Annotated in this window: 26 protein-coding genes; 13 read left to right on the top strand and 13 right to left on the bottom strand. The window is 60.3% G+C overall.

Translation table 11 applies throughout. The features are described 5' to 3' along the window. Positions 1 to 32: 32 nt before the first annotated feature. The 4 genes from rpoD to rpsU all read right to left on the bottom strand — a co-directional run bounded on the left by rpoD (position 33) and on the right by rpsU (position 4,461). Positions 33 to 1,925: an RNA polymerase sigma factor RpoD gene (gene rpoD / locus KI787_09605; protein MBV6630209.1), complete on the bottom strand. Its 1,893-nt coding sequence runs from the start codon at positions 1,923 to 1,925 to the stop codon at positions 33 to 35. A 93-nt stretch (positions 1,926 to 2,018) separates the two neighbouring features. Beyond that, positions 2,019 to 3,773 carry a DNA primase gene (gene dnaG / locus KI787_09600; GenBank protein MBV6630208.1) on the bottom strand — a complete coding sequence of 585 codons (1,755 nt, stop codon included), beginning with the start codon at positions 3,771 to 3,773 and terminating at the stop codon, positions 2,019 to 2,021. Positions 3,774 to 3,788: 15 nt separating this feature from the next. Then, positions 3,789 to 4,241, bottom strand: a complete 453-nt coding sequence (locus KI787_09595) for a GatB/YqeY domain-containing protein (GenBank protein MBV6630207.1) — start codon at positions 4,239 to 4,241, stop codon at positions 3,789 to 3,791. Between the two features lie 4 nt (positions 4,242 to 4,245). After that, complete coding sequence (gene rpsU, locus KI787_09590) at positions 4,246 to 4,461, bottom strand: 30S ribosomal protein S21 (protein MBV6630206.1); 216 nt, start codon at positions 4,459 to 4,461, stop codon at positions 4,246 to 4,248. A 111-nt stretch (positions 4,462 to 4,572) separates the two neighbouring features. Between rpsU and tsaD the strand changes: the two genes are divergently transcribed. The 3 genes from tsaD to folK are packed head-to-tail and all read left to right on the top strand — an operon-like array spanning position 4,573 to position 6,459. Beyond that, complete coding sequence (gene tsaD / locus KI787_09585) at positions 4,573 to 5,601, top strand: tRNA (adenosine(37)-N6)-threonylcarbamoyltransferase complex transferase subunit TsaD (protein MBV6630205.1); 1,029 nt, start codon at positions 4,573 to 4,575, stop codon at positions 5,599 to 5,601. A gap of 2 nt (positions 5,602 to 5,603) precedes the next feature. Then, on the top strand, positions 5,604 to 5,972 hold the full coding sequence (locus KI787_09580; protein ID MBV6630204.1) for a dihydroneopterin aldolase: 369 nt from the start codon (positions 5,604 to 5,606) through the stop codon (positions 5,970 to 5,972). Then, positions 5,965 to 6,459: a 2-amino-4-hydroxy-6-hydroxymethyldihydropteridine diphosphokinase gene (gene folK, locus KI787_09575; protein ID MBV6630203.1), complete on the top strand. Its 495-nt coding sequence runs from the start codon at positions 5,965 to 5,967 to the stop codon at positions 6,457 to 6,459. Before KI787_09580 ends, folK begins: the two co-directional genes overlap by 8 nt. A gap of 303 nt (positions 6,460 to 6,762) precedes the next feature. Here folK and KI787_09570 read toward each other — a convergent pair whose 3' ends face one another. Continuing rightward, positions 6,763 to 7,533, bottom strand: a complete 771-nt coding sequence (locus tag KI787_09570; GenBank protein ID MBV6630202.1) for an SDR family oxidoreductase — start codon at positions 7,531 to 7,533, stop codon at positions 6,763 to 6,765. Between KI787_09570 and KI787_09565 the strand changes: the two genes are divergently transcribed. Continuing rightward, positions 7,532 to 8,341: an undecaprenyl-diphosphate phosphatase gene (locus KI787_09565; protein ID MBV6630201.1), complete on the top strand. Its 810-nt coding sequence runs from the start codon at positions 7,532 to 7,534 to the stop codon at positions 8,339 to 8,341. The two genes, KI787_09570 and KI787_09565, sit on opposite strands and share 2 nt — an antisense overlap. Before the next feature lie 19 nt (positions 8,342 to 8,360). Here KI787_09565 and KI787_09560 read toward each other — a convergent pair whose 3' ends face one another. The 8 genes from KI787_09560 to KI787_09525 all read right to left on the bottom strand — a co-directional run bounded on the left by KI787_09560 (position 8,361) and on the right by KI787_09525 (position 17,473). Beyond that, positions 8,361 to 9,617 (bottom strand): multifunctional CCA addition/repair protein, encoded by a 1,257-nt coding sequence (locus tag KI787_09560; protein MBV6630200.1) that lies wholly within the window; start codon positions 9,615 to 9,617, stop codon positions 8,361 to 8,363. Continuing rightward, complete coding sequence (locus tag KI787_09555; protein MBV6630199.1) at positions 9,617 to 10,549, bottom strand: hydrogen peroxide-inducible genes activator; 933 nt, start codon at positions 10,547 to 10,549, stop codon at positions 9,617 to 9,619. The genes KI787_09560 and KI787_09555 overlap by 1 nt, the downstream gene beginning before the upstream one ends. Next, positions 10,546 to 11,445: an oxygen-dependent coproporphyrinogen oxidase gene (hemF, locus tag KI787_09550; GenBank protein ID MBV6630198.1), complete on the bottom strand. Its 900-nt coding sequence runs from the start codon at positions 11,443 to 11,445 to the stop codon at positions 10,546 to 10,548. Before hemF ends, KI787_09555 begins: the two co-directional genes overlap by 4 nt. Positions 11,446 to 11,524: 79 nt before the next feature. Next, the gene (locus tag KI787_09545) at positions 11,525 to 12,088 is read right to left on the bottom strand and encodes an L-threonylcarbamoyladenylate synthase (GenBank protein MBV6630197.1); all 564 of its coding nucleotides are present in this window, start codon (positions 12,086 to 12,088) and stop codon (positions 11,525 to 11,527) included. A gap of 23 nt (positions 12,089 to 12,111) precedes the next feature. Then, positions 12,112 to 14,511: a type I DNA topoisomerase gene (gene topA, locus KI787_09540; GenBank protein ID MBV6630196.1), complete on the bottom strand. Its 2,400-nt coding sequence runs from the start codon at positions 14,509 to 14,511 to the stop codon at positions 12,112 to 12,114. A 331-nt stretch (positions 14,512 to 14,842) separates the two neighbouring features. Next, entirely contained in the window at positions 14,843 to 15,307 is a 465-nt protein-coding gene (locus KI787_09535) for a DUF494 domain-containing protein (GenBank protein ID MBV6630195.1), read from the bottom strand. A 7-nt stretch (positions 15,308 to 15,314) separates the two neighbouring features. Beyond that, on the bottom strand, positions 15,315 to 16,322 hold the full coding sequence (dprA, locus tag KI787_09530) for a DNA-processing protein DprA (GenBank protein ID MBV6630194.1): 1,008 nt from the start codon (positions 16,320 to 16,322) through the stop codon (positions 15,315 to 15,317). Between the two features lie 107 nt (positions 16,323 to 16,429). Further along, the gene (locus KI787_09525; protein MBV6630193.1) at positions 16,430 to 17,473 is read right to left on the bottom strand and encodes a LysM peptidoglycan-binding domain-containing protein; all 1,044 of its coding nucleotides are present in this window, start codon (positions 17,471 to 17,473) and stop codon (positions 16,430 to 16,432) included. Positions 17,474 to 17,550: 77 nt separating this feature from the next. Here KI787_09525 and def point away from each other — a divergent pair, with 77 nt between their 5' ends. The 9 genes from def to KI787_09480 all read left to right on the top strand — a co-directional run bounded on the left by def (position 17,551) and on the right by KI787_09480 (position 26,447). Then, on the top strand, positions 17,551 to 18,048 hold the full coding sequence (gene def / locus KI787_09520) for a peptide deformylase (protein ID MBV6630192.1): 498 nt from the start codon (positions 17,551 to 17,553) through the stop codon (positions 18,046 to 18,048). A gap of 26 nt (positions 18,049 to 18,074) precedes the next feature. After that, positions 18,075 to 19,010, top strand: a complete 936-nt coding sequence (gene fmt / locus KI787_09515; protein MBV6630191.1) for a methionyl-tRNA formyltransferase — start codon at positions 18,075 to 18,077, stop codon at positions 19,008 to 19,010. After that, positions 19,003 to 20,325 carry a 16S rRNA (cytosine(967)-C(5))-methyltransferase RsmB gene (rsmB, locus tag KI787_09510; GenBank protein MBV6630190.1) on the top strand — a complete coding sequence of 441 codons (1,323 nt, stop codon included), beginning with the start codon at positions 19,003 to 19,005 and terminating at the stop codon, positions 20,323 to 20,325. Before fmt ends, rsmB begins: the two co-directional genes overlap by 8 nt. Beyond that, entirely contained in the window at positions 20,322 to 21,698 is a 1,377-nt protein-coding gene (gene trkA / locus KI787_09505) for a Trk system potassium transporter TrkA (protein MBV6630189.1), read from the top strand. The genes rsmB and trkA overlap by 4 nt, the downstream gene beginning before the upstream one ends. A 133-nt stretch (positions 21,699 to 21,831) precedes the next feature. Next, on the top strand, positions 21,832 to 23,322 hold the full coding sequence (locus KI787_09500; GenBank protein MBV6630188.1) for a TrkH family potassium uptake protein: 1,491 nt from the start codon (positions 21,832 to 21,834) through the stop codon (positions 23,320 to 23,322). Positions 23,323 to 23,327: 5 nt separating this feature from the next. After that, the gene (locus tag KI787_09495; GenBank protein ID MBV6630187.1) at positions 23,328 to 23,639 is read left to right on the top strand and encodes a hypothetical protein; all 312 of its coding nucleotides are present in this window, start codon (positions 23,328 to 23,330) and stop codon (positions 23,637 to 23,639) included. Next, positions 23,636 to 24,586, top strand: a complete 951-nt coding sequence (locus KI787_09490) for a homoserine kinase (GenBank protein MBV6630186.1) — start codon at positions 23,636 to 23,638, stop codon at positions 24,584 to 24,586. Before KI787_09495 ends, KI787_09490 begins: the two co-directional genes overlap by 4 nt. Beyond that, on the top strand, positions 24,583 to 25,098 hold the full coding sequence (locus tag KI787_09485; GenBank protein MBV6630185.1) for a TRAP transporter small permease subunit: 516 nt from the start codon (positions 24,583 to 24,585) through the stop codon (positions 25,096 to 25,098). The genes KI787_09490 and KI787_09485 overlap by 4 nt, the downstream gene beginning before the upstream one ends. Next, positions 25,095 to 26,447 (top strand): TRAP transporter large permease subunit, encoded by a 1,353-nt coding sequence (locus KI787_09480; GenBank protein MBV6630184.1) that lies wholly within the window; start codon positions 25,095 to 25,097, stop codon positions 26,445 to 26,447. The genes KI787_09485 and KI787_09480 overlap by 4 nt, the downstream gene beginning before the upstream one ends. The last annotated feature ends 1 nt before the right edge of the window (position 26,448 follow it).

Genomic DNA, 26,448 nt, shown 5'->3' with positions numbered 1-26,448 from the left:
CGGCATGGAGCCGGGGTTTGTGTTTTGTCGCCTTAGAGTTCGTCGAGGAAGCTCTTGAGGTGCGTCGCCCGGGAGGGATGACGCAGCTTGCGTAAGGCTTTGGCTTCAATTTGGCGAATGCGTTCGCGGGTGACGTCGAACTGTTTGCCCACTTCCTCAAGGGTGTGGTCGGAGTTCAGGTCGATGCCGAAACGCATGCGCAGCACTTTGGCCTCGCGGGGGGTGAGGGTGGCCAGAATCTCGTGCGTGGTTTCACGCAGGGATTCGCTGGTGGCGTCCTCGCCGGGGGCGATGGCGTTGGCGTCTTCAATGAAGTCGCCCAAGTGCGAATCTTCGTCGTCGCCAATGGGGGTTTCCATGGAGATCGGCTCTTTGGCGATCTTCAATACCTTGCGGACTTTGTCCTCGGGCATTTCCATGCGCTTGGCCAGCTCTTCGGGTGTGGCTTCGCGACCCATTTCCTGCAGCATTTGGCGGCTGATGCGATTGAGCTTGTTGATGGTCTCAATCATGTGCACCGGAATCCGGATGGTGCGGGCCTGGTCGGCAATAGAGCGGGTGATGGCCTGGCGAATCCACCAGGTGGCGTAGGTCGAGAACTTGTAGCCACGGCGGTATTCGAACTTGTCCACCGCTTTCATCAAGCCGATGTTGCCTTCCTGAATCAAATCCAGGAACTGCAAACCACGGTTGGTGTATTTCTTGGCAATGGAGATCACCAAGCGCAGGTTGGCCTCCACCATTTCCTTCTTGGCGCGGCGGGCTTTGGCCTCACCAATGGACACCCGGCGGTTCACTTCCTTGATTTCGGCAATGGACATGAAGGTGTCCGCTTCCATCTGCCGCAGCTTGGCCATGAGTTCGACGATCTCGTCGCGCTGGCCGGCGATGGAAGAGGAGTATTTGCGCTTGGCGCGGATGAGCTTGTCCAGCCACTCTTCATTGGTGGCGTTGCCAGGGAACTGCTTGATGAAGTCCTTGCGCGGCATGCCCGATTCTTGAACGATGCGGCGCATCATGTTGCGTTCGGTGCTGCGAATGCCTTCGATGTGCAGGCGCAGGTTGCTCATCATTTCGTCGATGAGCTTGGCATGGAACTTCAGTCCCATGAACTGCGATACCAGCGTCTCTAGCGCAGCAACGGTGCTTTTGTGACCAACGCCGTTTTTCTCTAGGGCTGCAATATAGGCATCAAAGCCCACCTGCAGACTTTCCATGGCGGTTTTGACATCGTCCATGTCCACCGAGTAATCCGGTGTTTCTTCTTCCACGCTGTCGTCGGCGTCATCATCGCCGTCGGCATCGTCATCATCGTCGGCGGTGTCGTCGGCTTGCGCGGCGGTGTCTGTAGGCTCGGCGTCGGCGTCCAAGCTGGCGCCTGGAGCCGTAAGCGGGTCGCCAGAATTCGGGTCTAAAAAGCCTACGACGAAATCGGCTAAACGGCGGTTGCCAGCTTGAACCTCACCCCATTGCTCCAGCACGATGGCGACGGTTTCAGGGTGTGCGCAGAGTGCGGTCATGGCTTCAGCCAAGCCTTCTTCAATGCGCTTGGCGATGCGAACCTCACCATGCCGGTCCAACAGTTCCACGCTGCCCATCTCGCGCATGTACATGCGAACGGGGTCGGTGGTACGGCCGAACTGATCGTCTAATGCGGCCAGTGTTGCTACGGTTTCTTCGGTGTCTTCGTCGTCGTCATCAACTTCAACGGCCACCGAGTCCGACAGCAGCAGTGCTTCATCATCTGGAGCTTCCTCATGGACAGCGATGCCCAGATTATTCAGATGCGCAATGATTTCCTCGATCTGATCAGGGTCGACCACATCGTCGGGAAGATTGTCGTTAATCTGGGCATAGGTCAGGTAACCCCGCTCTTTGCCTTCTGCGATTAACAACTTCAGTTTAGATTGCTTTTCCTGGCTCATACGCTCCGCGCAAATGGTGTGCCCGCCGAGTCCGGCGTGCAGAAACCGCAGTCTGAGTAAACCCGGTAGTATACGGGGCAGCAGCGGCTAGGGCTAGTTCAGATTCGCTTTGGCCAGCGTAAGTTCCTTGAGTTCACGGCGTTCTTCTGCGCTGAGCTCGGAAAACGGTTTGGCCGCTAGCTCGGTCATTCGCGCAACTCTGGCCGCACCATCCCGTTCTTGCTCCAGTAGTCGGCCCACAATGGCCTGCAGCTCATTGCGTGCTGGCTCGGCTCCAATCTCTCGGTCCCACTGCGCCAACTGATGTAAGCGTGGCGCCTCAGGCTCATGCGCAAACCGCTGAAGTAGGGCGCCGCAATTCAAGTCAGGCTCTTCATGCAGCGTGTCGAGCACGCGCGAGAGCAGTTCTGCGCCAGGGGCATTGAGTTCTGCAAGGGCTTCAATGTCGGTAATTTGCTGAGCCATTTCTGGCCAGTTCAGTAACAGCACAAAGGCATGCTCCACATCATTGCGTGGGCTGAGGTCTTCATAGCGGCGCTGAGGGCGGCTGCGCGGGGCCTGCTGCTCAAAGCGGCCATAGTCGTCGGGATAGGGACTGGGTGCTGATGCGGGGGTGGGAAGGTCGATGCGCGTGCGACTCCGTACCAACTGTTCCAGAGCGGCCTTATAGGCCGGGGCGCGCACGGCCTTGAGCTTTTCGGCGGCACGTTGGGACAGGGCCGCGCGACCTTCAACCGTGGCAATGTTGAGGCCGGTTTCTAGCGTGCGCAGGAAATACTTGGACAGGGGCTCGGCGCCTTCGAGCAAGGCTTCAAAACCGGTTTGGCCATGTTCGCGAACCAGGGTGTCTGGATCATGCCCGTCGGGCAAAAATAAAAAGCGAATGTCGTGGCCGTCGCGGACCAATGGTAGTGCGACTTCAAGCGCATGGGCCGCGGCGCGGCGTCCGGCTTTGTCGCCATCAAAGCAGAAGTTGAGCCGGGGGTGAATGCGTAGCAACTGCTCAATATGCTCGGCTGTCGCGGCTGTGCCCAGCGTGGCTACGGCATAGTCGATGCCGTGTTGGGCCAGGCTGATGACATCCATGTACCCCTCCACCACCACAAAACCAGGTAAGTCGCGGCAGTGCTGTCGTACTTCGTACAGGCCGTACAACAAGCGGCCTTTATGAAAGAGTGGGGTTTCTGGTGAGTTGAGGTATTTGGCTTTGTCATCGCCCAGAGTGCGGCCGCCAAAACCCACGATGCGCCCGCGACCGTCACGAATGGGAAACATGACCCGATTGCGAAAGCGGTCGAAGTGGCTGCCATCGTCACGGCTAAGCAACAGGCCAGCACGTTCGGCAGCAGCGGCAGAAAGCTTCTGGTGCAGGTTGGGTCGCTCTGGCGCGTAGCCCAAACCATACCGTTCCAGCATGGCCGCATTCACCCCGCGATGCTCCATGTAAGTCGCAGCAGGGCTAAGCGGAAACTGCTCCCGAAACCACACCTGAGCCTGCTCTAGGGCGTCGCGTTCTTCACGCCGTAGCAATAAGGCTTTGTTGTCGGCCGGGCGATCATCGGGGATGTCAACGCCAGCAATGTTGGCCAGCGTTTCCAGCGCAGGGCGGAACTCCAAACGCTCGAATTCCATCAAGAACTTCAGCGCGTTACCACTGGCATGACAGCCGAAGCAGTAGTAGAACTGCTTTTTCGGCGATACCGTGAAGGAGGGGGTTTTTTCGTTATGAAAAGGGCAACAGGCCTGCCATTCCCGCCCGGCTTTTTTCAGTGGTACGCGCTGGCGAATCACATCGACGATATCCACGCGCGCGAGGATTTCGTCGATAACGGCCTGCGGAATACTCACGGGCCGATACTCGACCTAGCCCTGGAGGTGGGCGCGCACCTTAGATGAGACTTGCCCCAAATCCGCGCGCCCAGTGAGCTGCGGCTTGAGTACTCCCATCACCTTGCCCATATCCGGCATCCCTTGTGCGCCGGTTTGTTCCATGGCCGCATCGATGAGCGCCTGGATTTCAGCATCACTGAGGGGCTGGGGCAGATAACCGCTGAGCAAGTCAATTTCGCGCTCCTCTGCGGCCGCCAAGTCTTCTCTTTGGCCTTGCCGGTACTGTGTGGCGGCGTCTTTGCGCTGTTTGATCTGCTTATCGATCAGCGCAATAACATCGGCATCGGTCAACGTGATGCGCTCGTCCACTTCCCGCTGCTTAATAGCTGCGCTCACGGTGCGTAGCAGCGTAAGACGCTCGCTATCGCGGGCCTTCATGGCGGACTTGATGTCCGCGTTGAGTTGACCGCGGACGCCGAGGCTCATGGCCTTAGTACATCCGCCGGCGGCGTGTCACATCCCGTGACAGGCGCTTGGCAGCGCGTTTCACGGCAGCAACCTTTTTCCGCTTGCGCTCTTGGCTGGGCTTTTCGAAAAATTCCCGCTTACGGGCATCGGTGACAACACCGGCTTTTTCACAGGACCGCTTGAAGCGGCGCAGCGCAACCTCGAAAGGCTCGTTTTCTTTAACGCGTACTGAAGGCATGTAATCTTTGTGGGTTGGGGGCCAAATTGGCCCAGACGAAGGTCGGGGCGCGGATTGTACGACTGCCAGCCCGCGAATGCAAAACATCGCCTTTTAACACATGCTGTTGCTATGAGTCTGACTGTGCTGGGAATTGAGTCCTCCTGTGATGAAACCGGAGTGGCCATCTATCACCGCGAACGCGGGTTAATTGCTGAGCGGCTGTATTCCCAGGTGGATTTACATGCCACCTACGGCGGGGTTGTGCCTGAGCTTGCTGCGCGGGACCACCAGCGCCGACTGCCCCAGCTCATTACCGAGGCCTTGGACGAGGCTCAGCTCAGCCCTGATGCACTCGATGCCGTGGCGTACACCGCTGGCCCTGGTTTGGTCGGTGCTTTATTAGCCGGAGCTTCGGCGGCCGCCGGTTTATCCCAGGCCTGGGATAAACCGCTGTTAGCGGTGCACCACATGGAAGCGCACTTGCTCGCGCCGTACATGGGTAGCGCAGAGCCGCCACCGTTTCCTTTTGTCGCCTTGCTGGTGTCGGGGGGGCATACCCTGTTGGTGCATTGTCAGGCCGAGGGCCATTACACCTTGCTCGGCCAAACCTTGGACGATGCGGTGGGCGAGGCTTTCGATAAATGCGCCAGCTTGTTGGGTTTGCCTTATCCGGGTGGCGCCGCTTTGGCGAAGTTGGCGGCGCAAGCGGAGCAGGGGCTGGATGGTGTGGTGCTGCCACGGCCCATGACCAAATCGCGCAGTTTGGACTTTAGCTTCAGTGGGCTGAAAACGGCCTTTGCGCTTGCTTTTGAGAAGCATGACGATGGCACGCCGGCCACCCGCGCTGCACTGGCGCGGAGTTTTGAGGAAGCGGTGGTCGACACCATGGTGCGCAAATGCGTGTGGGCTTTGCAGGCCGTCGATTGTCAGCGGCTCATCATTGGGGGCGGTGTGGCAGCTAACCAACGCCTGCGCGCGGCCTTGCAGACGGCGTTGCAGCCGATGGGAGCCATCCTGGACTGCCCGCCACTGAGGCTATGCACCGATAATGGCGCCATGATCGCGCACCTAGCCTCTCGCCGTGGCTGGATGCTGCAAGTTGCGCCAGACACGGTTCCCGTGCACGCGCGCTGGCCACTAGACAGCTTGAAAGGATAAGCATGGCGCAAGATTGGGTTTATATCCGCGGTTTAGAAGTGCAAACGCGCATCGGAGCCTTTGCCTGGGAGCGCGAAATACTGCAAAAACTGCGCTTCGACGTAGATATGCAAACCGATATTCGGCCGGCGGCTGCCAGCGACGATTTGGCGGACGCTTTGGATTACAAGCAAGTTTCCAAGCGCATCATCAGTTTGGTGGGCAGCTGTGAGTACGAGCTGGTGGAGTCGATTATGGAGTTGGTGGCGCGCACCCTCATCATCGAGTTCAACCTGCCGAGGTTGAAGCTGCGCGTGGACAAAAGCGGGGCCTTGCGCGGGGCCAATGGTGTGGGGCTTATGATTGAGCGGGTGGCAGCCGACTATGCCTAAGGTGTTGCTGAGTTTGGGGTCCAATATTGCGCCGCAAACCAACTTACGCGCGGCTTTAGATGCCTTGAAGCAGCTGCCTGGCCTACGCGGCTTACGGACGTCGCGCTGGTATCAGGCTCCAGCTGTGGGCTTCGATGGCCCCGATTTTGTGAACTGCGCCAGCGTGGGGGAGTGGTTAGGGGAACTCTCCGAGCTGCAGTTGGTGATCCGAGAGCTTGAAGACCGGGCCGCACGGGACCGCAATGCACCCAAGTTCTCCAGCCGCACTCTCGATATCGACGTGGTGCTCTACGGCGACGCCATTATCGAGGAGGGTTCTGGCATTCCCCGCGATGAATTGCTGGAACATGCTTTTGTACTGCGGCCTTGCGCGGAGCTAGAGCCTGACTGGGTGCATCCCCAAACCGGCCGTCGTTTAGGGGCGCATTGGCTAGAGTGGCGGGTGTTACGCGAAGATCCGCTAACGCCTCTGGTTGCCAAGAGTTAGTAGCAGTTCGTACAGCTAGCTTCTCCGAACTCGAGCGAATCCGACTAGCGGGTTCTGAGGGATGAGTCTACGGCCGCTTAGCTACGGTCGAGGCTGCGACGGGGACCGTGTCGCGCACGCATCGCGCTAATCGGTCAGCTGGCGGGGCTTGCGAAAACCCCACATCACGTGGGGTTCGCAAGTGCCGGACGTCCTGTCCGTCACCGCTACGCGGCCTGGTCCGACAGCAGACCGGCGCTCAGCTACCGCGCGACACGGCCCCCGCCACAGCTTCAATTCTCAAGCCTGTTCGCCCATGGTCGCCTACAGGCTGCGCCCCCCATCAACCGCCAGGATATGTCCAGTGATATACGGGGCTTTGGCGAGAAAATGGACGGCTTGAGCAATGTCCTCAGGCAGCCCCACACGGCCTAAAGGAATGCCCTTCAAGATGGCCTGTTGCTCCGCCTGCGGTGGCTCCGGCTGGGGCCAAAGGATGGCTCCCGGGGCAACGCCATTCACGCGTATATGCGGGGCGAGTTCTTTGGCCAGGCTGCGGGTGAGATTCTCCAATCCGGCTTTGGCAGCTGCATAGGCGGCATATCCAGGCACCCCATGCGGGAGCATGGCATCCACCAAGTTGATGATGTTGCTGTGCTTGGGGGCTTGCACGGCAAAAGCCTGGCTCAGCCACAGAGGGGCGTCCAGGTTGCTGCGTCTTAAGTCCTCCCATTGCGCGGCACTGATCGTTGCCAGAGGGGTGGGGTAATAGCTGGAGGCATTGTTCACCAGCACATTAGCGCCCTGCGCATGCCAGTCCAAGGCGGCATCGAAGATGGGGCCGGCGACCCCATCGGTACAAAGGTCAGCTTGCACAACGCGGGCCGAGTTGGGGCGCTGGTCGAGGAGCTGCGCGGCCAAGCTGCGCGCCTCAGCAATGGAGCGGTGCGCGTGGATCAGCACATCCCAGCCGGCGGCGTGAAGTTCACGCACGATCGCAGCGCCGAGACGTTTGCTGCCACCGGTGACAATGGCTAAGCCCTGAGCCTGGGTAGAATGCGCGTTTTGCTTGGCCATAAGGTCCTCAGTATTCATGGATGCATTGCAGGCGGCCGTTCTTGGTCTGATTCAGGGCTTAACCGAGTTTTTGCCTGTATCCAGCTCCGGGCACTTGGTGTTGACCCCTTGGCTGATGGGCTGGACTGATCAATCCCTGGCGTTCGATGTCGCTGTTCATTTGGGCACCTTGCTGGCCGTGGTGGTGTATTTCTGGCGCGACTTGTGGCAGTTGCTGCAGGTCACTCCGCGCATCCTATCCACAGATCATGATCCTGTGGTGGGCCTGGCGCGCGGGCTCATTATCGCCACCTTGCCGGCCTGTATTCTCGGCGCATTGCTGCGGGTACTCCTCGATGTGGAGTTTGACTCTCCGGCTTTGGTGGCCACGAATCTGATGTTGTTTGGCGTGTTACTGGGGCTGGCTGATCGCTATGGGCGTCGGAATCGTCAGCTTGGTGATACGCGCTGGTGGGGCTATGCGCTACTGGGGCTGGCGCAGGCCATGGCACTCATTCCGGGGACCTCCCGCTCTGGCGCCACCATGACAGCGGGTTTGGCGTTGGGTTTGGATCGGGTCGCCAGCGCGCGTGTTTCTTTCCTGATGGCCGTGCCCATTATTGCCATTGCTGGCGCTTATGAAGGCCTGAAGCTGGCTAAAGACCCCGCTTCCGTGGAGTGGACAGCCATGGGTGTAGGCGTGAGTGTTGCTTTCGTATCGGGCTGGATCTGTATTGCGGGGCTGCTCAAGTTCGTTGCCCGCGTGGGCTTTTGGCCCTTCGTGGCCTACCGGTTGGTGCTGGGTAGCGTGATCTTTGGTTTACTCGCGCAGGGTGCCCTTAGCTAAAGCTGCTGCCAGTGCGCCCTTAGCTCTGGGCGGGTAGCGCGGCGGCAATAGCCTGGGTGCGGGCCGCGCGAATATGCTTGGGAATAAGATCAGGGCGCGGGCAGGCTTGGGCGATGCTGCCCGTGTTGACGCGCAGGGCAGCCTGCATGGCCTGGCGGTAAATCTCGCTTTGCGGGTATGCGGTCTGCTCATAGCCAGTGCGGCCCCGCGCATCAGCTGTGCAGGCCGCCAAAAAGTCGTCCAGCCGTTGGGGCCGACGCCACACATCGAGGGCGTCCAGAACCTTGAGCAAGGTGGCCGGACGTAGCTCTGCGGCGCGGTGGCCATGCAGATGCCATTCGCAGACCTTCACGGCGAGCTCTTTGCAGGTCTTGGGCACGCGTAGTCGCTGGCAGACAGCCTCGACTAAGGGAATGCCCCGTGACTCATGGCCTTTATGGCTGGGCCAAACCGGGCGCGGAGTAATGCCTTTGCCAAAGTCGTGGCACAACACGGCAAAGCGTACTGCCAGGCTGTCTTGGGCGGCAGCGCTGGCTTGCAAGCACATCAGAGTGTGGATGCCCGCATCAATTTCCGGATGGTAGCGGGCGGTTTGGGGCACCCCAAATTGGGCGTCTAGCTCGGGTAACACCACGCGCAATGCACCCACCTCTCGCAACACTTCAAAAAAGCGCTGGGGGTGATTGCTGAGTAAAGCTCCGGAGAGTTCTTTCCAGACTCTTTCCGGGCTGAGTTGCTCTAATTGTCCGGCCACCACCATTTCGCGCAGCAAGATGCGGGTGCTCGGGTGCACTACAAAACCAAACTCCCCAAGCTTTGCGGCGAAGCGGGCCACGCGAAGAATGCGTAAAGGGTCTTCGGCAAAGGCCGGCGACACATGCCGCAACACGCGTTGCTCAAGGTCCTTGAGGCCGCCATAGGGGTCGATGACCTGACCCTGGGCATCCTCCGCCAAGGCGTTGATGGTGAGGTCGCGGCGGAGTAAGTCTTCCTCTAGGCTCACATCAGGCGCGGCGTCGACCACAAACCCCCGGTGGCCAAGGCCTTGGCGGCGCTCGGTTCGTGCCAACGCAAACTCTTCTCCGCTGCCGGGCTGCAAAAACACGGGAAAGTCGCGGCCTACAGCTTTGAAACCCGCCTGTTCCATGGCCGGCTGGGTGCTGCCGACCACCACCCAGTCGCGGTCAGCACTGCTCCTTCCGAGCAGCCGGTCGCGCACCGCGCCACCCACCAGATAGCACTGGCCAGGGGGTTGAGGCGAGTCTGGACGCGGCATTATTCGCTGGGGTCGTTATCCGGCAGCAAGGCTACGCCCGGAGTCGGGCAGGCCAGAATGGCTTCGCGCACGGCCTCGATGGCGCGCATGCGCGGGTAGCTACGCCGCCAGGCCAAGACAATCCGGCGCCGGGGCACGGGGTCTTTGAAGGGGCGCACCAGCAGCCCGCTGCTGGTTTGTGATTGCAGGTCTACGCTGCTGGCCGGCAGCACTGTTACGCCTAGCCCGCTGGCCACCATATGGCGGATGGTCTCCAAGCTGCTGCCTTGGAGGGGGTTGCCAAGCTCAGCATGCGACTTGGCAGCCGGAATAGCGGCTAAGACTTGGTCGCGGAAGCAATGGCCCGGACCCAGCATCAGCAGACGTTCTTCGGCCAGCTCCACTGGGTCGATACTGGTTTCGTCGGCCAGAGTGTGGCGCGGTGACATGGCCACGACAAACTCCTCCTCATACAGCGGCCAGACTCGCACCCCTGGGGGTGAGAATGGTTCGGCCACGACGATCACATCAAGCTCGCCCTGGCGCAGGCGCTCGGAGAGGGTGTCGGTGAAGTTCTCCTCAATAACCAGCGGCATCTGCGGAGCAATTTTGGATAGCCCTGGGACCAGATTGGGGAGTAGGTAGGGCGCTACGGTGAAGATGGCGCCCAGGCGTAGCGGGCCATTGAGTTCATCAACGGCGCCTGCGGCAATTTCCTCGAGCAAAGAGGCCTCGGCCAAGACGCGGCGCGCTTGATCCAAAATGCGGCGGCCTACGGGGGTGACTTCGGCGCGCCCTCGGTGGCGCTCAAACAACGTAACCCCCAGTCTGTCTTCCAGCTTGCGAATCGCAATAGATAGGGTGGGCTGGCTGACAAAACACCGATTCGCTGCCTGACCGAAGTGGCGGGTCTCGTCCAAAGCGACGGCGTAGCGGAGTTCGGTCAGGGTCATGCGTTGGTCTCGTTCAGCCAATCACGTGGCGGCAAAAAGTCGGTGTAAAGCTGTTCTTCGGCACTGCCAGGCTGCGGCTGCCAGTTGTATTCCCAGCGCACCATGGGCGGCAGCGACATCAGAATAGACTCGGTGCGCCCGCCGCTTTGTAAGCCAAATAAGGTGCCGCGATCGTGTACAAGGTTGAATTCCACGTAGCGCCCGCGTCGGTAGGTTTGAAATGCGCGCTCAGCGTCGCCGTAGGGGGTATCACGGCGCTTGGCGACAATGGCGCTGTAGGCCTGCGCATACTCGCGGGCGGTGGTCTGAATGAGCGCCAATCCGGCTTCAAAGCCCCCCGCATTGTGATCATCAAAAAAAATGCCGCCTATACCCCGCGCCTCCTGCCGGTGGGGCAGGTAAAAGTACTCGTCGCAGGCCTGCTTGAACTCGGGGTAGTAAGAGCCGGCCGCACGCTGAGCAGCCTGATGCCATGCCCGGCAGTCTTCGGCGTAGCCGTAGTAGGGAGTGAGATCGAAGCCGCCCCCAAACCACCAAGTGTCGCCAGCTTCAAAGTAGCGCACGTTGCAGTGTGAGGTGGGCGCATAGGGATTGCGCGGGTGCATGACCACGGAGACGCCCATGGCCACAAAACTCTGCCCGGCAAGCTCCGGTTTGCGCACGGTTGCTGCGGGCGGTAGGGCATCGCCGTGGACTAAAGAGTAGTTCACGCCGCCTTGTTCAAAACTTTGGCCCTGTGCCAAAACGCGGGATTCACCACCGCCGCCTTGAGGGCGCTCCCATACATCCGCTACGAACACTTCAGGCCCGGTTTCCACCGCCTCGAAATGCGTACAAATGAGGTCTTGTAATTGGCGCAGGGTCTGGGCCACATGATTGGCGCGGTCAGACAGCATGAAACTCCCTTACATCTTGAATGTGACCCAAAGTGCTCACAACAGTCTGCAGTTTCAGACCCTTGTTGTCACCTCTGCCTTAGTCGCGAATCCACCGCTGCGAGACGGTATCAAATATTCGGCTGGGTCGATTTTGCCCGCCTAATGGGGCAGCTAGAAAACCGTCGACCTGGCCGCGCCAGAGCCGCTGCACAGCCCAGCGGCTGCGTGGGGTGGGGAAACCGCTGAGGTTGGCGCTGGTCGAGGTAATGACTCCGCCACAGGCTGCGGCTAACTCACGCGCCGGGGCATGCTCGGTGATGCGCACTGCCAAGGAGCGATGCTTGCCGCGCAGCAGTGGGCTGACGCCCAAACGAGTAGGTATCACCCATGTCGTCGCGCGGCCATCCTGCGGAGGCGTAGGCAGTGTGGGCTTCCCAACCCAGGGGCTGAGTGGCTTTCGATCATGGGCTAGTAGGATGATGCCCTTGGTCCATGGCCGACGCTTAAGCTTGAGTAGCCGGTCAATGGCCTTGGTATTACGGGGGTCGCAGCCCACGCCCCAAACCCCTTCGGTGGGATACAAAACCACGCCGCCACGGCGGACAACCGTGGCGGTCTTGAGCACCCTAAAGCGCCACGGGCGCGATGAAGCTGCGGTCATAGGGTCGTCCTGTCAGTGCGGTCTTAGCTTTTGCTAGTGGTCTTGGCCTTGCTGCTGGCCTTGGCTTTGGTGGTGGTTTTTGCTTTGGACTTGGCCGGCGCTTTTTTCGTGGTCTTTTTCGCCGTCGCAGTCTTGCGGCCGCGGCCTTTGCGTGCTGGAGCTTTTTCCAACAACTCCACGGCGGCCTCGCGGGTCAGGCTTTCCGCTTCCACATCTTTGGGCACCCTGGCATTTTTATCGCCATCGGTAATGTATGGCCCCCAGCGACCATGTAAAACGCGGATGGCGCCATCGTCGAAGTCTTTAATGAACTTCTTGGCATCGGCTTCGACCTTCTCCGCCACAATTTCTTCGGCTCGCGCGAAGTCCACCTCGTAGGGGTCGTCCGGCTCCTTGATGCTTGCAAATGCCGTTTTCTTTTCTTTGGGGTGCTTGAACTGCACATAGGGCCCAAAGCGGCCAATATTGGCTTTCAGAGTACCGAAGCGCTCGCTGGTCCCCAATTCGCGGGGCAGGGAGAACAGCGGCATGGCCTGCTCTAAAGTGATGTTGAAAATGGACTGGCCGGGGCGCAGGCTGGCGTACTTAGGCTTTTCCTCGGCATCGAGGTCACCCAACATTACGAAGGGACCGTATTTGCCCAGGCCAGCTCGCACATTCTTGCCACTGTCTGGGTCTTGCCCAATGATGCGCCACTCTGGACGCTCAGGATCGGGTAGCGGATAGAACTGATCCCAAAAGCCCTGTAGCAGGGATTGCCAGTCTTTCTCTCCGCGGGCAACGGCATCCAGCTCATCTTCCAGGCCTGCGGTGTAGTCATAGGCGACGTAGTCGTGGAAGTTCTCATTGAGGAAGTGGGCCACCACACGGCCACGATCTGTGGGAATGAAACGCTTACCGTCCATTTCCACATATTCCCGGTTTTGCAGCGTGCTAATGATGCTGGCGTAGGTGGAGGGACGGCCAATGTCGTACTCCTCCAAGGTCTTCACTAGGCTGGCTTCGCTGTAACGTGGCGGCGGCTCGGTGAAGTGTTGCTCGGCCAGTATGTCTTCCAAGGAGACTTTTTGGCCTTCTTCCAAAGGCGGCAGTCGACGCTCATCGTCGTCGCCTTTGTCATCATCACGGCCTTCCAAATACACGGCCATAAAGCCTGGGCTCACCAATACCGAGCCCGTGGCTCTGAATACGCCCACTTGGCCTGCGGCCAAGTTTGCGCCGACGGTATCGAAGACCGCGGCCTCCATTTGACAGGCAACCGTGCGCTTCCAGATCAGCGAATACAGTTTGTGCTGCTCGGGGTTCAGGGCGTTGCGAAGCTCATCCGGGTGGCGCAGGGCGCTGGTGGGACGGATAGCTTCGTGCGCTTCCTGCGCGTTTTTGGACTTGGACTTAAATCGGCGAATCTCAGCCGGTAGGGCCTTGGCCCCGTAGCGCTGTTCGATCACGCCGCGCAGCTCGTCTAGGGCGTCCTGAGCCAATGCGACAGAGTCGGTCCGCATATAGGTGATTAAGCCCACTGTCTCGCCGCTGACCGCAATACCTTCGTAGAGCTGCTGTGCAATACGCATGGTGCGGCTGGCGCCGAAGCCGAGTTTGCGCGAGGCCTCCTGCTGCAAGGTGGAGGTGGTGAAGGGTGGGGCGGGAAAACGCCGACGTTGGCTTTTCTTAACCTCCACCACATCCAGCGAACCATTGGCAGCCTTCAGCAAGTCCTGGCGCGCCTGGGTAGCTGTGGCGTCGTCCGTAATGCTGAATTGCTCCACCTTGTTGCCATGCAGTTGGGTGAGCTTGGCCATGAAGCGCTGGTCGTCTTTGCTCAGCGCACTATCGATGGTCCAGTATTCGCGCGGAACGAAGGCTTCGATTTCATCCTCGCGCTCCACAATAAGACGCAGTGCCGGTGTTTGCACGCGACCCGCCGATAGGCCGGGCGCCACTTTGCGCCACAGCAGCGGTGAGATGTTGAAGCCCACCAAGTAGTCCAGTGCGCGCCGCGCTTGCTGCGCGTTCACCAAGTCATCGGACACGCTGCGTGGGTTAGCCACGGCCGAGCGCACAGCAGACTTGGTGATTTCGTGGAAGACCACGCGTTTGACATCGCGGCCATCCAGCATACCGCGCTCGCGCAGCAGCTCTAAAAGATGCCAAGCAATGGCTTCCCCTTCGCGATCGGGGTCAGTGGCCAGCAGCAAGCTGTCGGCTTTCTTCAGAGCGCTGACGATTTTCGCAACATGCTTTTCGTTGCGATCAATGATGTCGTAGCGCATGGCAAAGCCCGCGTCAGGATCGACAGCACCCTCTTTGGGTACCAGATCACGAACGTGGCCGTAGGAGGCCAGAACTTCATAGTCCGGGCCCAGATATTTTTTGATGGTCTTGCCCTTGGCGGGCGACTCGACGATGACGAGATGTTGGGACATGCCCTCGGCAGTCTAGGGGTGGGGGGCGCAGTTTGCTCTGAACCTGGGGGGCGAAGTCAACTCCGTTTGCAAAGCGACTGCCCGTCGAAGTCGCTCTGCAGGACTTGTGCCAGCCCTATTCGCCACCCAAGGGAGTGCTCGCCACGACCACATGGGTGATTCCCTGCAAGCAGCCCTACCCAGTGGAGCCCGGCGCGCTCAGCCCTGCTTCATTTTTCCTGCGTGCGCAAAAAGTTACGCCCTTGACCCATAGGCATAAATTTCACGGGGCGGAGCTGGTGCAACGAGTCTCAGGCAGGCCTGTATGGGCTGCGCCCTAGCCTCGCGCGGCTTAATGCAAGCAGTGCCCGGTAGGGTCAAAAACTAAGCCTTCAAGCGCATTGAATTCGTTCTCTGATGCGCGATCGGCTTGCAAGACCATGAGACTGACCCATTCGGCTTCATCAGCTCCCACAACGGGTGTGTCCAAGGCCAGAAGTCGCGCTATTACTCGCTCACGATTCTGCGCCGAGAGAATCCCCTGGCGCTCTAGCTCGAGGATGCGGTTCCGGCAGGGAGCGTCTAAGCGGCGCACTTCTTCGTCAGAAAACAGGCGCCAAGCTGTGCTGGGTGCTTGCAGACCCTCGCAATCCGCCAAGTCCATCAGCCAATCAATAGCGGTATTGATGAGGTTGCGCGGAAAACCGGCTGCGGTCAGTGCCTGCTCGATGTGGTCGCTGGCAAGATCTTCACCGGGAGTTTCGTCCAGCACCACATCAAAAATGTAGAGCAGGGCGTCAAGTACATTTGGCTGCATCAAGGGATTAGGAGCTGATTCGCTGATAACCGCCACCGGGTACTAATGCCACGGTGCCCTGCAGTTCCAGGATCAGTAAGATGGAAGAAAGGTCGGCAACACTCATGCCGGTCGCCTCGACCAAGGTGTCCATGGTGGCGGGGCCGGCGCGCAAGGCATCCAGCACCAAGCGGTGCTCGGCGGGAGCTTCGGCCTCGCTGGTGTGAGCCAATGGCCGCGCGTTGGATGAGTCGGCATCTTGGGATTGTAGCAGGCCCGGAAGCACGGCCTCGAGAATGTGTGTGGCATTTTCTACCAGCACAGCCCCTTCACGAATCAGTTGATGGCAGCCGCGGGCCAGGGGGTTATCTACCGAGCCTGGGATGGCGAGCACTTCATTGCCGTACTGGCCGGCCTGACGTGCGGTGATCAGGCTGCCGCTGTTGGGGGTGGCTTCAACGACGACAGTGGCCTGCGCTAGGCTGGCGATGAGGCGATTGCGCTCGGGGAAATGATGCCGCTCCGGAGGCTCGCCGGGCAGGTACTCGCTGAGCAGTAAGCCCTCACGTGCGATGCGCTGGCCTAAATTGCGATTGCGGGCGGGGTAAATGTCATCCAGGCCGCGACCGCATACAGCCACCGTGGCGCCGTTGGCGTCGAGGGCCCCCAGATGGGCCTGTGCATCGACGCCCATAGCCAAGCCCGAGCATATGCCCAAGCCCCGTCCCGCCAGCGTTTTGGCAATGGTGCGAGCATGCCTGGCTCCCTGCGGCGTGGGGTTTCGGCTGCCCACAATCGCGATCATGGGCATGCGTAGCAAGTCGGTATCACCACAGGCGAAGAGGGCAAAGGGCGCGTCGGTGTGCTGCTTCCACGCAGAGGGCCACGGCGCTTGCGCGAAGGTGATGAATTGAGCGCTGGCGCTACTGCTTAACCACTCCAGGCAGCGCTGCAAGACGGCGTGCTCACAGTCTTCATGAAAACGGCGGCTGCCAATATTTTGCGCGCGCCCTTGGCGGCGAAGCTCCTGAATCACGGCGGTGGCGGCGTGGCCACTGCTGAGTTGTTCGCGTGCCTGATCGCGCAGTGGGGTGGGGCAGTGATTCAGCCCCAGCCACGCTTGTAGGGTGTCTGCGTCCAGAGTCAGATTTGTGGGGTGCGGACCAGGTCGCCTCGCTTGATCCCGCGCGTACTTTGCAGAATCAAGCCATAGGAGAGCTGGGCCCCCACATCGAAGAGCATCACGTAGCCGGCGTCTACTGGTGGGAGTTGTACACGCGGCTTGAAGGCGCGGGTCGGGTCAATAACCTTGGCCCCAGCAATTTGCAGGCGTAGCACGTGACCAGGCTCTAATCCGGCCTCATCACCGCGGTTAATCGCAATGATTTGGAACTGCCCCGCCTGGGTGTATTGATCGTAAATCGCCGCGACTCGACCAGCGACATCGGTGTCAGGAGCGGCTGGCATAAAGCTTCCAGGCAAGGGCGGCGCGGCATCTAAGAAGAGCCGGTCCCCCCGCAAGACTTCGCGGTCGGCACTGACCAGTCTGGCCTGGGCAGGGTCTTCAAAGTCTTGTAATTCCAACTCTCCTACGGGAATACCTTCGTATCCGAGGGTTTTTCCATCTTCGGGGTCTACGACGGTCTGCCCGCGATGCAGCACGCGCCAATAGCGTTCCTCGGTGGTGTTGACTGCGCGCGCATAGGTAGGAACACCAATGGTCCCCAGTAGGCGCTCGTCGGCAAAGGCCAGGATGTAGGGGGCCTGGTCCCAGGAGCGGCGATCAATCAGCCGTGGCCCCTGCAGGAAGGCGCCAATGACATCCAGGGGGATGGGTGGAATCGCGGTATCGAGCGCCGAGCGGCGCACCTGCGGTGACAGTCGGCGTTCAATGCTGTCTTGGCGTAGACCTAATCGAGGTTGGCCGTCTACCCAGGTTAAAACCAGCACATCCCCGGGGAAGATGAGGTGTGGGTTAGCAATTTGGGGGTTGACCTGCCACAGCTGCGGCCATTGCCAGGGGTGCGCGAGGTAGTAATCGGCAATATCCCAAAGTGTATCGCCACGTTCCACCACATACTCAGCACGCACGTCGGGGTTGAGGGTGATGACCTCGGCCCGCGCCCAGCCACTGCCTAGAACCAGCAGCAGGACCAGCAACATGCGAAAATGGACCTTCAATTTCATCACTCCCTAACTGACCTGTCTGTCTCGCAAGACGCGAATGTAGCAGCTTTGCCGTCAGGGAAACATGAACGCGCGCTATGGCTCAACTCAAGATTCTGCAGTTCCCCGACCCCCGTCTACGGCAAGTCGCCAAGCCGGTGGGCCGTTTTGATCGCAGCTATTTCAAAACCTTCGACGATATGTTCGACACCATGTACGCCGCGCCCGGCGTAGGCTTGGCTGCGACGCAGGTGGGTATTGATGAGCGATTCACGGTGATCGACGTCAGTGATGGGCGAGAAGATCCTTTGGTGTTGATCAACCCCGAAATCATCACCGGCACCAATGCCTGTGACTTAGAAGAAGGATGCTTGTCGGTGCCTGGGCACCAAGAGAAGGTGCGGCGCTTCACCGAAGTGCGGGTGCGTGCGCTAGACCGTGACGGCAAGCCTATTGAGTTTGAGGCCGATGGCTTATTGGCGCATTGCATACAACATGAAATTGACCACCTCGATGGCAAGCTTTTTGTCGACTATCTCAGTCAGCTCAAGCGCAATCGGATTCGTAAGCAAATCGAACGCGAACAACGCCGTTGAGCATCCATCAATCTGAGTCCGCCACTATGCGTGTGGTTTTTGCGGGGACGCCGGAGTTCGCCGCGGCGCCTTTGCGGGCCTTAATCGCCGCAGGTGTCAACATCGTCGGTGTTCTGACCCAGCCTGACCGGCCCGCGGGGCGGGGGCGCAAGCTCATGCCCAGCCCTGTTCGCCAGGTCGCGACCGATGCAGGGCTCCCTGTGGCGACGCCGGTGAACTTCAAAAGCGCGGACAACCGGGCCATTGTGGCGGATTGGAAGCCCGACCTGATGGTCGTGATTGCGTACGGGTTGATTCTGCCGCAAGCCGTTTTGGATATACCGCGCCTAGGCTGCGTCAATGTCCACGCCTCCTTGTTGCCGCGCTGGCGCGGCGCTGCGCCTATTCAGCGTGCCATTGCTGCCGGCGATGCCAGCAGCGGTGTGTGCTTAATGCAAATGGAAGCTGGGTTGGATACCGGCCCTGAGCTGGCCCGCTTGGAGCTGGACATCGCTGCAGACATGACCGGCGGCCAGCTGCATGATGTGTTGGTAGAACGCACCTGCGCTGCATTGCCACAGTGGTTAGCGCAACTCGAAGGGGGCGCTTTGCAAGCGCGGCCTCAGCCCGAGCAGGGTGTGACCTACGCGCATAAGCTGAGTAAAGAGGAGGCTCGCTTAGACCTGCAGCGGCCCGCGTCCGAGCTGGCTCGCTTGGTGCGTGCCTTCGACCCCTGGCCGGTGGCTTATCTCTCTCTAGGCAGCGAGCGCTTGCGCTTATTTGGCGCCGCTAAAGCCTTAGCGATGACCGCGCCGGGAGAAGCCGGCACTTTGCTGCCTTGCTGCGATTCTGGAGCGCTTATTGCCTGCGGTGAAGGAGCGCTGTGGGTGCCTGAAATGCAATGGCCAGGGCGTAAGCGTCTACCAGCGGCCGAGGCCCTACGCAGTCGCAAGTTGGTGGCTGGAGATCGTCTGCATGGCTGAGGGGAGTGCTGCACGCCGGTTGGCGGCGCTGGCCCTGGCCGAAGTGCGTCAGGGCCGGGCATTGCCGGAGGCTTTGAAAAACGCACGGGATAAGGCGCCGGCGATCTCCAATGCTGATGTGGCTTTTGCCAGGCGCATGGCCGCGCAGGTCTTGCAGCAGCGCAGCCTGCTCGATGCGCGGGTGCAGCCCGCACTCCAGCGCCCGCCTAAGCCCGCGTGGGTTCGTGAGTTGGTGCTGGTTGGACTGGTGCAGCTGGAGGACCCCGACTGCCCAGATCATGCCGCCGTCGCCGCGACCGTGGGGGCTGCCCCGGCGAAGTTGCGTGGGCTGGTTAACGCCATTTTGCGCAAAGCCGGCCGCGGGCAACTGCCTGCGCCAGACTCCGGCAAGCCCGTAGACGTGCAGGCGCGTCAGGCCGGACTGCCCATATGGTTATATCAACGCTTGAGCGCTGACTGGGGCGAACAACTGCCTGCGGTCATTGAAGGTTCCCGCCAAACGCCGCCCTGGGGCCTGCGCCTGAACCTGCAAAAAACGACTCAGGCCGATTACTTGCAGCAGTGGCCTGAAGACCTGCAAGCCCCGCGCCCGCTAGGCGCGGCTGGCTTGGTCTTGCCGCGACCCGGAGAGCTGCGGCAACTGCCGGGCTTCGAGCAGGGCTGGGTCTCGGTACAAAACCCCAGCGCCCAACAAGCCGCGACCTTATTGCCCTTACAACCGGGAATGAAGGTCCTGGATGCCTGCGCCGCCCCGGGTGGGAAAACGGCGCACCTCTTGGAGTTGGAGCCGCAGCTGAATCTCACCGCGCTGGATCGTGATGCCCAGCGCCTGGCCGATGTGCGAAGAGGGCTGGAGCGCCTGGGGCTCAATGCTCGCTGTGTGGCCAGTGACTTACTGCAGTTCGAGGAAAGTGGCTGGGATGCCATTTTGTTGGATGTGCCTTGCAGTGCTACGGGCATCCTGCGCCGGCATCCCGATATTCGCTGGTTGCGCCGCTCCGCCGACATTGCCGCGCTGGTCAAGCAGCAATCTGCCTTGCTAGAGCATGCTTGGAGCCTGCTCAAACCGGGTGGTGTGCTCATCTATGCCAGCTGCTCGATTTTGCGTGCCGAGACGGTCGATGTGGTGCAGGCATTCTTGCGCGCGCATCCCCAGGTGCAGGCGGACTCATTGCAGCTGCCGGCCGGGGAATGGGTCGCACCGGGCTGGCGTATTCGACCCGGTGGTGATTGGGACGGCTTTTTTTATGCACGCCTGCGACAATGTGCAGAGTCATCCAATCCGCCGACCAATGGGGAGGTTGAAGCGGCTTGAAGATCATCATCTTAGGGGCAGGCCAGGTCGGCTCCACGCTGGCCGATAATCTGGCGCGTGAGAACAACGACGTCACCGTTGTGGATACCAATGCCCAGCTCCTAGCGGAGCTGCAGGACCGTCTGGATATCCGCACCGTGCAGGGCTTTGCCTCGCATCCTGATGTGTTGATCCGCGCCGGGGCGCGCGATGCCGACATGCTGATTGCTGTTACCGACAGCGACGAAATCAACATGGTCGCCTGTCAGGTGGCTTACACCTTGTTCCAAACCCCCACCAAGATCGCCCGAGTCCGCGCCAGCGAATATCAGCGCAGTGCCCAAATGCTCTTTTGCAATGAAGCTCTGCCCATTGATATGCAAATCAGCCCGGAGCAGTTGGTCACCGACTACATCGTGCGCTTGGTCGAGTACCCCGGTGCACTGCAGGTCGTGGATTTCGCCGAAGGCCGAGTTCGGCTGGTCGGCGTGCGCGCCTATTACGGTGGTCCTTTGGTGGGGCGTGAGCTCCGCGAAATTGCGAAGCACATCCCCAATGTGGATACCCGTGTTGCTGCGATTTACCGCCGCGGGCAGCCCATCATCCCCGAGGGCGATACGCTCATCGAAGCCGAAGATGAGGTGTTCTTCGTCGCCGCCAGTCCAGATATCCGGAAGGTGATAGGCGAGTTGCGGGCGCAAGATGGTCCGGTGCGCCGGGTGGTGATTGCCGGTGGCGGCAATATCGGTCTGCGCTTAGCCCAAGCTTTGGAAGGTCGCTGCCGCGTGCGTTTGGTCGAGCGCAGCCGTGCGCGAGCGCGTATTTTGTCTGAGCGGCTGTCCAACACCATCGTCTTGGTGGGGGACGCGGCCAATGAGGGTCTGCTGCTCGATGAAAACATCGAGAACACCGATGTGTTCTGCGCCGTCACTAACGACGATGAGGCCAACATCCTCTCAGCCATGCTGGCCAAGCGGATGGGCGCCAAGAAAGTGCTATCGCTCATCAACCGCCCGGCTTATTTGGACTTGGTTGAGGGACATGTGATCGATATTGCGGTGTCGCCTCAGCAGAGCACCGTGAGTGCCCTACTGGCGCATGTGCGCCGCGCAGATGTGGTGCGCGTGCATAGCCTCCGTCGCGGCGCTGCGGAAGCCATCGAGGCGGTGGCTCATGGCGACTCCCGCAGTTCTAAAGTGGTCGGGCGTGCCGTAGAAGAAATCCCCTTACCCAAGGGGGCAACCATCGGTGCGATTGTGCGCGGAGATGAGGTGCTGATGGCCCACCACGACACGGTGATCGAGGCCGAGGATCATGTGATCTTGTTCATCGTGAACCGCAAGCACATGGCCGAGCTGGAAAAGCTGTTCCAGGCCGAGCCCACCTTTATATAGGCTGGTGTTGACCATGTTTTGTGTGCACAACGCGCTGTGGCTTGGTGCCATGCCCCGCGCCCGCCGCCAAGCCATGCCAGGGCTGCGGCCCAAGGTGTGGCTCAGCGACGCCTGGAAAGTAGGGATCTAGCCTATGCAGGAGCTGTTGCGCATCGTGAGAGAGCAGCGCTTTGCTCCGGTGCAACGTGTGTTGGGTGTGCTCTTGATGCTGTTCTCGCTCACCCATCTCGTGCCCTTGCTCCTGGCTTTGGCGGAGGGCCGCGCGGTGCATGCATTCGCGATGGCCTTCGGTCTGACCCTGGTGACGGGGCTTTTAGTCTGGGCGCCGGTGAAGGGATTGCGTCGAGAGCTACGGGTGCGCGACGGGTTCTTGATCGTCTGCGCGTTTTGGAGCGTGCTGGGGCTGTATGGCTCCATCCCGTTTATGACGCAGAGTGGCGGCGGCTTGAGCTTCTCGGATGCGGCCTTTGAATCGGTGTCTGGACTGACCACCACCGGGGCTACGGTCATCGTCGGAATTGATGAGCTACCCATCGCGGTGAAGTACTACCGCCAACAGCTCCAGCTGCTGGGCGGGATGGGCATTATCGTGCTCGCCGTTGCGGTGTTGCCCATGTTGGGCGTCGGTGGAATGCAGCTCTACCGAGCGGAAACGCCGGGTCCAATGAAAGACACCAAACTCACGCCGCGCATCACCGAGACAGCCAAGGCGCTTTGGGAAATCTACATGGCGCTCACGCTGTGCTGCGCCTTGGCTTATTGGCTGGCGGGTATGAGCCCCCTTGATGCTATCGGGCATGCTTACAGCACAGTCTCAACGGCCGGCTTTTCCACCCACGACGCAAGTTTGGGCTATTTCGATAATCCCTGGATCCATTGGATCGCCATCGTTTTCATGTTGGCCGGTGCTATCAATTTTGGTCTGCACTTTGCCGTGTGGCGCATCCGCGGCCGCTATGGCGGTATTTGGCGCTATTGGCGTGACCCAGAGTGCCGCGCGTTGCTCAAAATCTATTTTGGGATCATTTTGTTTGCCGTCGCATTGCTGCTCTGGCATCGGGTGTATACGGATCCGCTTGAAGCCCTGCGTGTGGCCGCCTTTGAAGTTGTTGCACATGCCACGACGACCGGCTTTGCCATTGCGCCCTTTGCCAGCTGGCCGTCTTTACTGCCGTTTGGGCTCATTCTGGTGAGCTTTTTGGGCGGGGCTGCTGGTGCGACCACTGGGGGGCTGAAGGTGATTCGCGTGCTTTTGCTCACCAAGCAGGGGGCACGCGAGGTCAATCGCCTGGTTCATCCGGCGGCTTTATTGCCGGTGAAACTAGGACGTCGCGCGGTGCCTAATCAGGTGGTTGAAGCGGTATGGGGTTTCTTTTCTGTGTACGCCGCCATCATGGTGGCGATGACGCTGCTCTTTATGCTCAGCGGCTTGGATCAGGTGACGGCCTTCTCCGCGGTGGCGGCTACCTTAAACAACCTGGGTCCAGGTCTGGGTGAGCTGAGCTCTAACTTTGCCTCCGCGCCGACAGCGGCCAAGTGGCTGGGTATCCTGGGCATGCTCCTGGGACGCCTCGAGATCTTTACCTTGCTGGTGGTGTTTACCCCGGCTTTTTGGCAGCGATGAGCGCGATGCGGGCCAAGCTGGAGGCGCAGCTTGCGCGCTTTCCGCAGCGTGCAGATTTGCGTTTGGCATTGGCCCAAGCCTGCGCGCGTGAGAAGGACTGGCCGGCTGTAGCCGAGCACGCGCGTGCTGCTTTGGAACTCAAACCCGATTATTCGGCGGCTTACCTCTGGGCCGGTCGCGCGGCGGTTGAAGCTCAGGCCCTGGAACAGGCCAACCAATATTTCCAAGAGGGCTTCGTTCAAGCACAGGCCCAGGGCGACAAACAAATCGAACGGCAGATTCAGGTGTTTCTTAAGCGATTGGAGCGCAGCGAATGAGCGTGTTTACTCCCGTGCAGTCCAGTGAGCTGGCGCAGTTTTTAGGCCAGTACCGGGTTGGCGATTTACTCGACTACTCGGGCATTGCTGAAGGTATTGAAAACACCAATTTCTTCGTGCGCACCACGACCAATCGTTTTGTTCTGACCCTGTTTGAGCGTACTCCGGCGCAGGATTTGCCGTTTTTTCTCAGTGTGATGGAGCATTTGGCCGCGGCGGGTTTGCCCAGCGCCGCGCCGGTGCGGCGTCGCGATGGACAACTCTTGGGGCAGCTCAATCAGCGGCCTGCCGCTTTGGTTGCCCGTCTGCCCGGAAGCGGAGTCGTGGTGCCCACCGTCGCGCAGGTGACTCAGCTAGGCTCGGTCATGGGGCAGATGCATCTTGCTTTAGATGATCTGCCGCAGTCGCGATTGCCTGATCGTGGACTGGATTGGATGCAGGCTACGGCGGAGCAAGTTGCGCCGGTGTTGGACGCGAGTGCATCCCAGCTGTTGGCCGACGAAATGCGCGCCCAAAGCCATGCAGCCTGGTCGCAGTTGCCGCAAGGAGTGATTCATGCCGACCTCTTTCGCGACAATGCCCTATTCGATGAAGACCGGCTGACTGGTCTGATCGACTTTTACTACGCCTGTAATGACGCTTGGGTGTATGACCTTGCCGTCAGCTTTAACGATTGGGTGCTCAATGCCGGGCATCCGGCTACAGGGCCTGTGGGGTCGGCCTTCCTGCGCGCCTATCAGCACGCTCGGCCACTCACGGCGCAAGAACGCGAACTGTGGCCTCTAGCCTTGCGCCGGGCGGCCTTACGCTTCTGGCTGAGCCGCCTACAGGACTGGCACTTCCCCCGCGATGGGGAGCTCACATATCGCAAAGACCCCATGGATTTCGAGCGCTTGTTGCGCTGGCATCGGGAGCACCCGGTGCCGCTGCATGGGGGCGAGTCATGACCCCCGAACCATCCGAAGTCCGGTGGCCGGCCCAGCTGGCGCGAGTGAACGAAGGCGCGCTGAGCGTTGCAGCCTACTGCGTACTGGCTCTGCTAGTCGTGTGCGCAGCCGCCGTTCTTGCCCGCTATGTTCTGGGGTGGAGCGCCATCGCCGTCCAAGAGCTGCTGATTTATTTGCACTGTCTCGCTGTGGTGCTGGCGATTCCGGCAACCTGGCAGCGCGATGGTCATGTGCGCATTGATATTTGGTATCGGCGGTGGTCACCCCGCCTGCAGCAGCGTGTCAATCGCATAGGCATTGCTCTCCTAGCGATACCGATGTTTGGCTTCATGGGATGGGCCTGCTGGGATTACGTAGCCGTGGCCTGGGCGCGGTCGGAAGCTTCGGCTGAGCCGGGTGGGCTGCGCTGGTTATGGTTGCTCAAAACATGCCTGCTTGTGCTGCCGGCGCAGTTGCTTCTGGCGGCTGTTGTCCTTTGGTTTCGGCCACTGCAAGAACAGCCCAGCGCATGATCGCCTTAATCATGTTTGTGGCGGTGTGCGCCATTCTTTTGGCCGGCTTCCCGGTGGCGCTGACTTTGGGCGGGGTCGCTTTGTGGTTTGCGTTGGGCGGTGTGGCGCAGGGCGCACTCCGCCCGGTGGATTTGCTGGATTTTTCCTCTAGGCTCTTCGGGACCCTGAGCAATGAGACGCTCATTGCGGTGCCCCTGTTCATTTTGATGGGGGTGGTCTTAGAGCGGGCGCGTCTGGCCGAAGACTTACTCCACGGACTTCAGCAGTTATGGGGCCGCAGCCGCGGCGGGCTTGGTTATACCGTGATTCTGGTCGGCGCTTTGTTGGCCGCCTCCACCGGAATTGTGGGTGCCACTGTGGTCACCTTGGGCTTGCTGTGTATGCCGGTAATGCTGCGCCAGAACTGCCCGCCTAGCTTGGCTGCAGGAACCATCGCAGCGGCCGGAACGCTGGGGCAGATTATTCCCCCGTCTATCGTGCTGGTGCTGCTCGGCGATGTGTTGTCTTCGGCTTATCAGCAGGCGCAACTGCGGTTGGGCGTGTTCAGCACCCAAACTGTGTCGGTGGGCGACTTGTTCGCCGGCGCACTGTTGCCAGGCTTGCTTTTGGTGGCTGTGTATTTGCTCTACTTTGCCTGGCGCAGTCGCACACTTCCCGCGGTGCCCACCACAGAGCAGTCCGCGCACTGGGGCCAACTTCTCCAGGTGTTGGTGGCCCCTCTACTCTTGATCCTGACCGTGTTGGGCTCAATCCTAGGAGGGGTGGCGACTCCCACCGAGGCCGCTTCTTTGGGGGCGCTAGGCGCGCTGCTGCTCGCTGCTGCGCGTGGGCGTTTAGCGGTGCGGATGTTGTTTGAGACGGCCCTGACCACGATGCAGATGACGGCGATGGTGTTTTTGATCCTGATTGGCGCCTCGTTGTTCTCGCTGGTTTTTAATGCCTATGAGGGCGATGTGTTTGTGCAGGAATTGCTGGGGAGCCTGCCCGGTGGTTTAAGCACGGCTTTGGTCGCGGTCATGCTGCTGGTCTTCCTGCTGGGCTTTGTGCTCGACTTTATTGAGATCACTTTTGTCGTGGTTCCTATCGTGGGGCCTGCCTTGCTTATGCTGGGTGCTGACCCGGTGTGGCTAGGAGTTCTGCTCGCACTGAATCTGCAAACCTCGTTTCTGACGCCGCCCTTTGGCTTCGCACTGTTTTACCTGCGCGGCGTCACTCCCGCGGAAGTGCCGACCCAGGCCATATGGGCAGGCGCATGGCCCTTTGTCCTCATCCAGCTATTGGTTCTGACATTGGTGGCGTTTTGGGCGCCGTTGGCAACCTGGTTGCCGACACTGATCTACGGCCTATAAG

This window comes from Oceanococcus sp. HetDA_MAG_MS8, from assembly GCA_019192445.1.
Lineage (GTDB): Bacteria > Pseudomonadota > Gammaproteobacteria > Nevskiales > Oceanococcaceae > MS8.
This window is presented reverse-complemented; position numbering and strand designations above follow the sequence as displayed.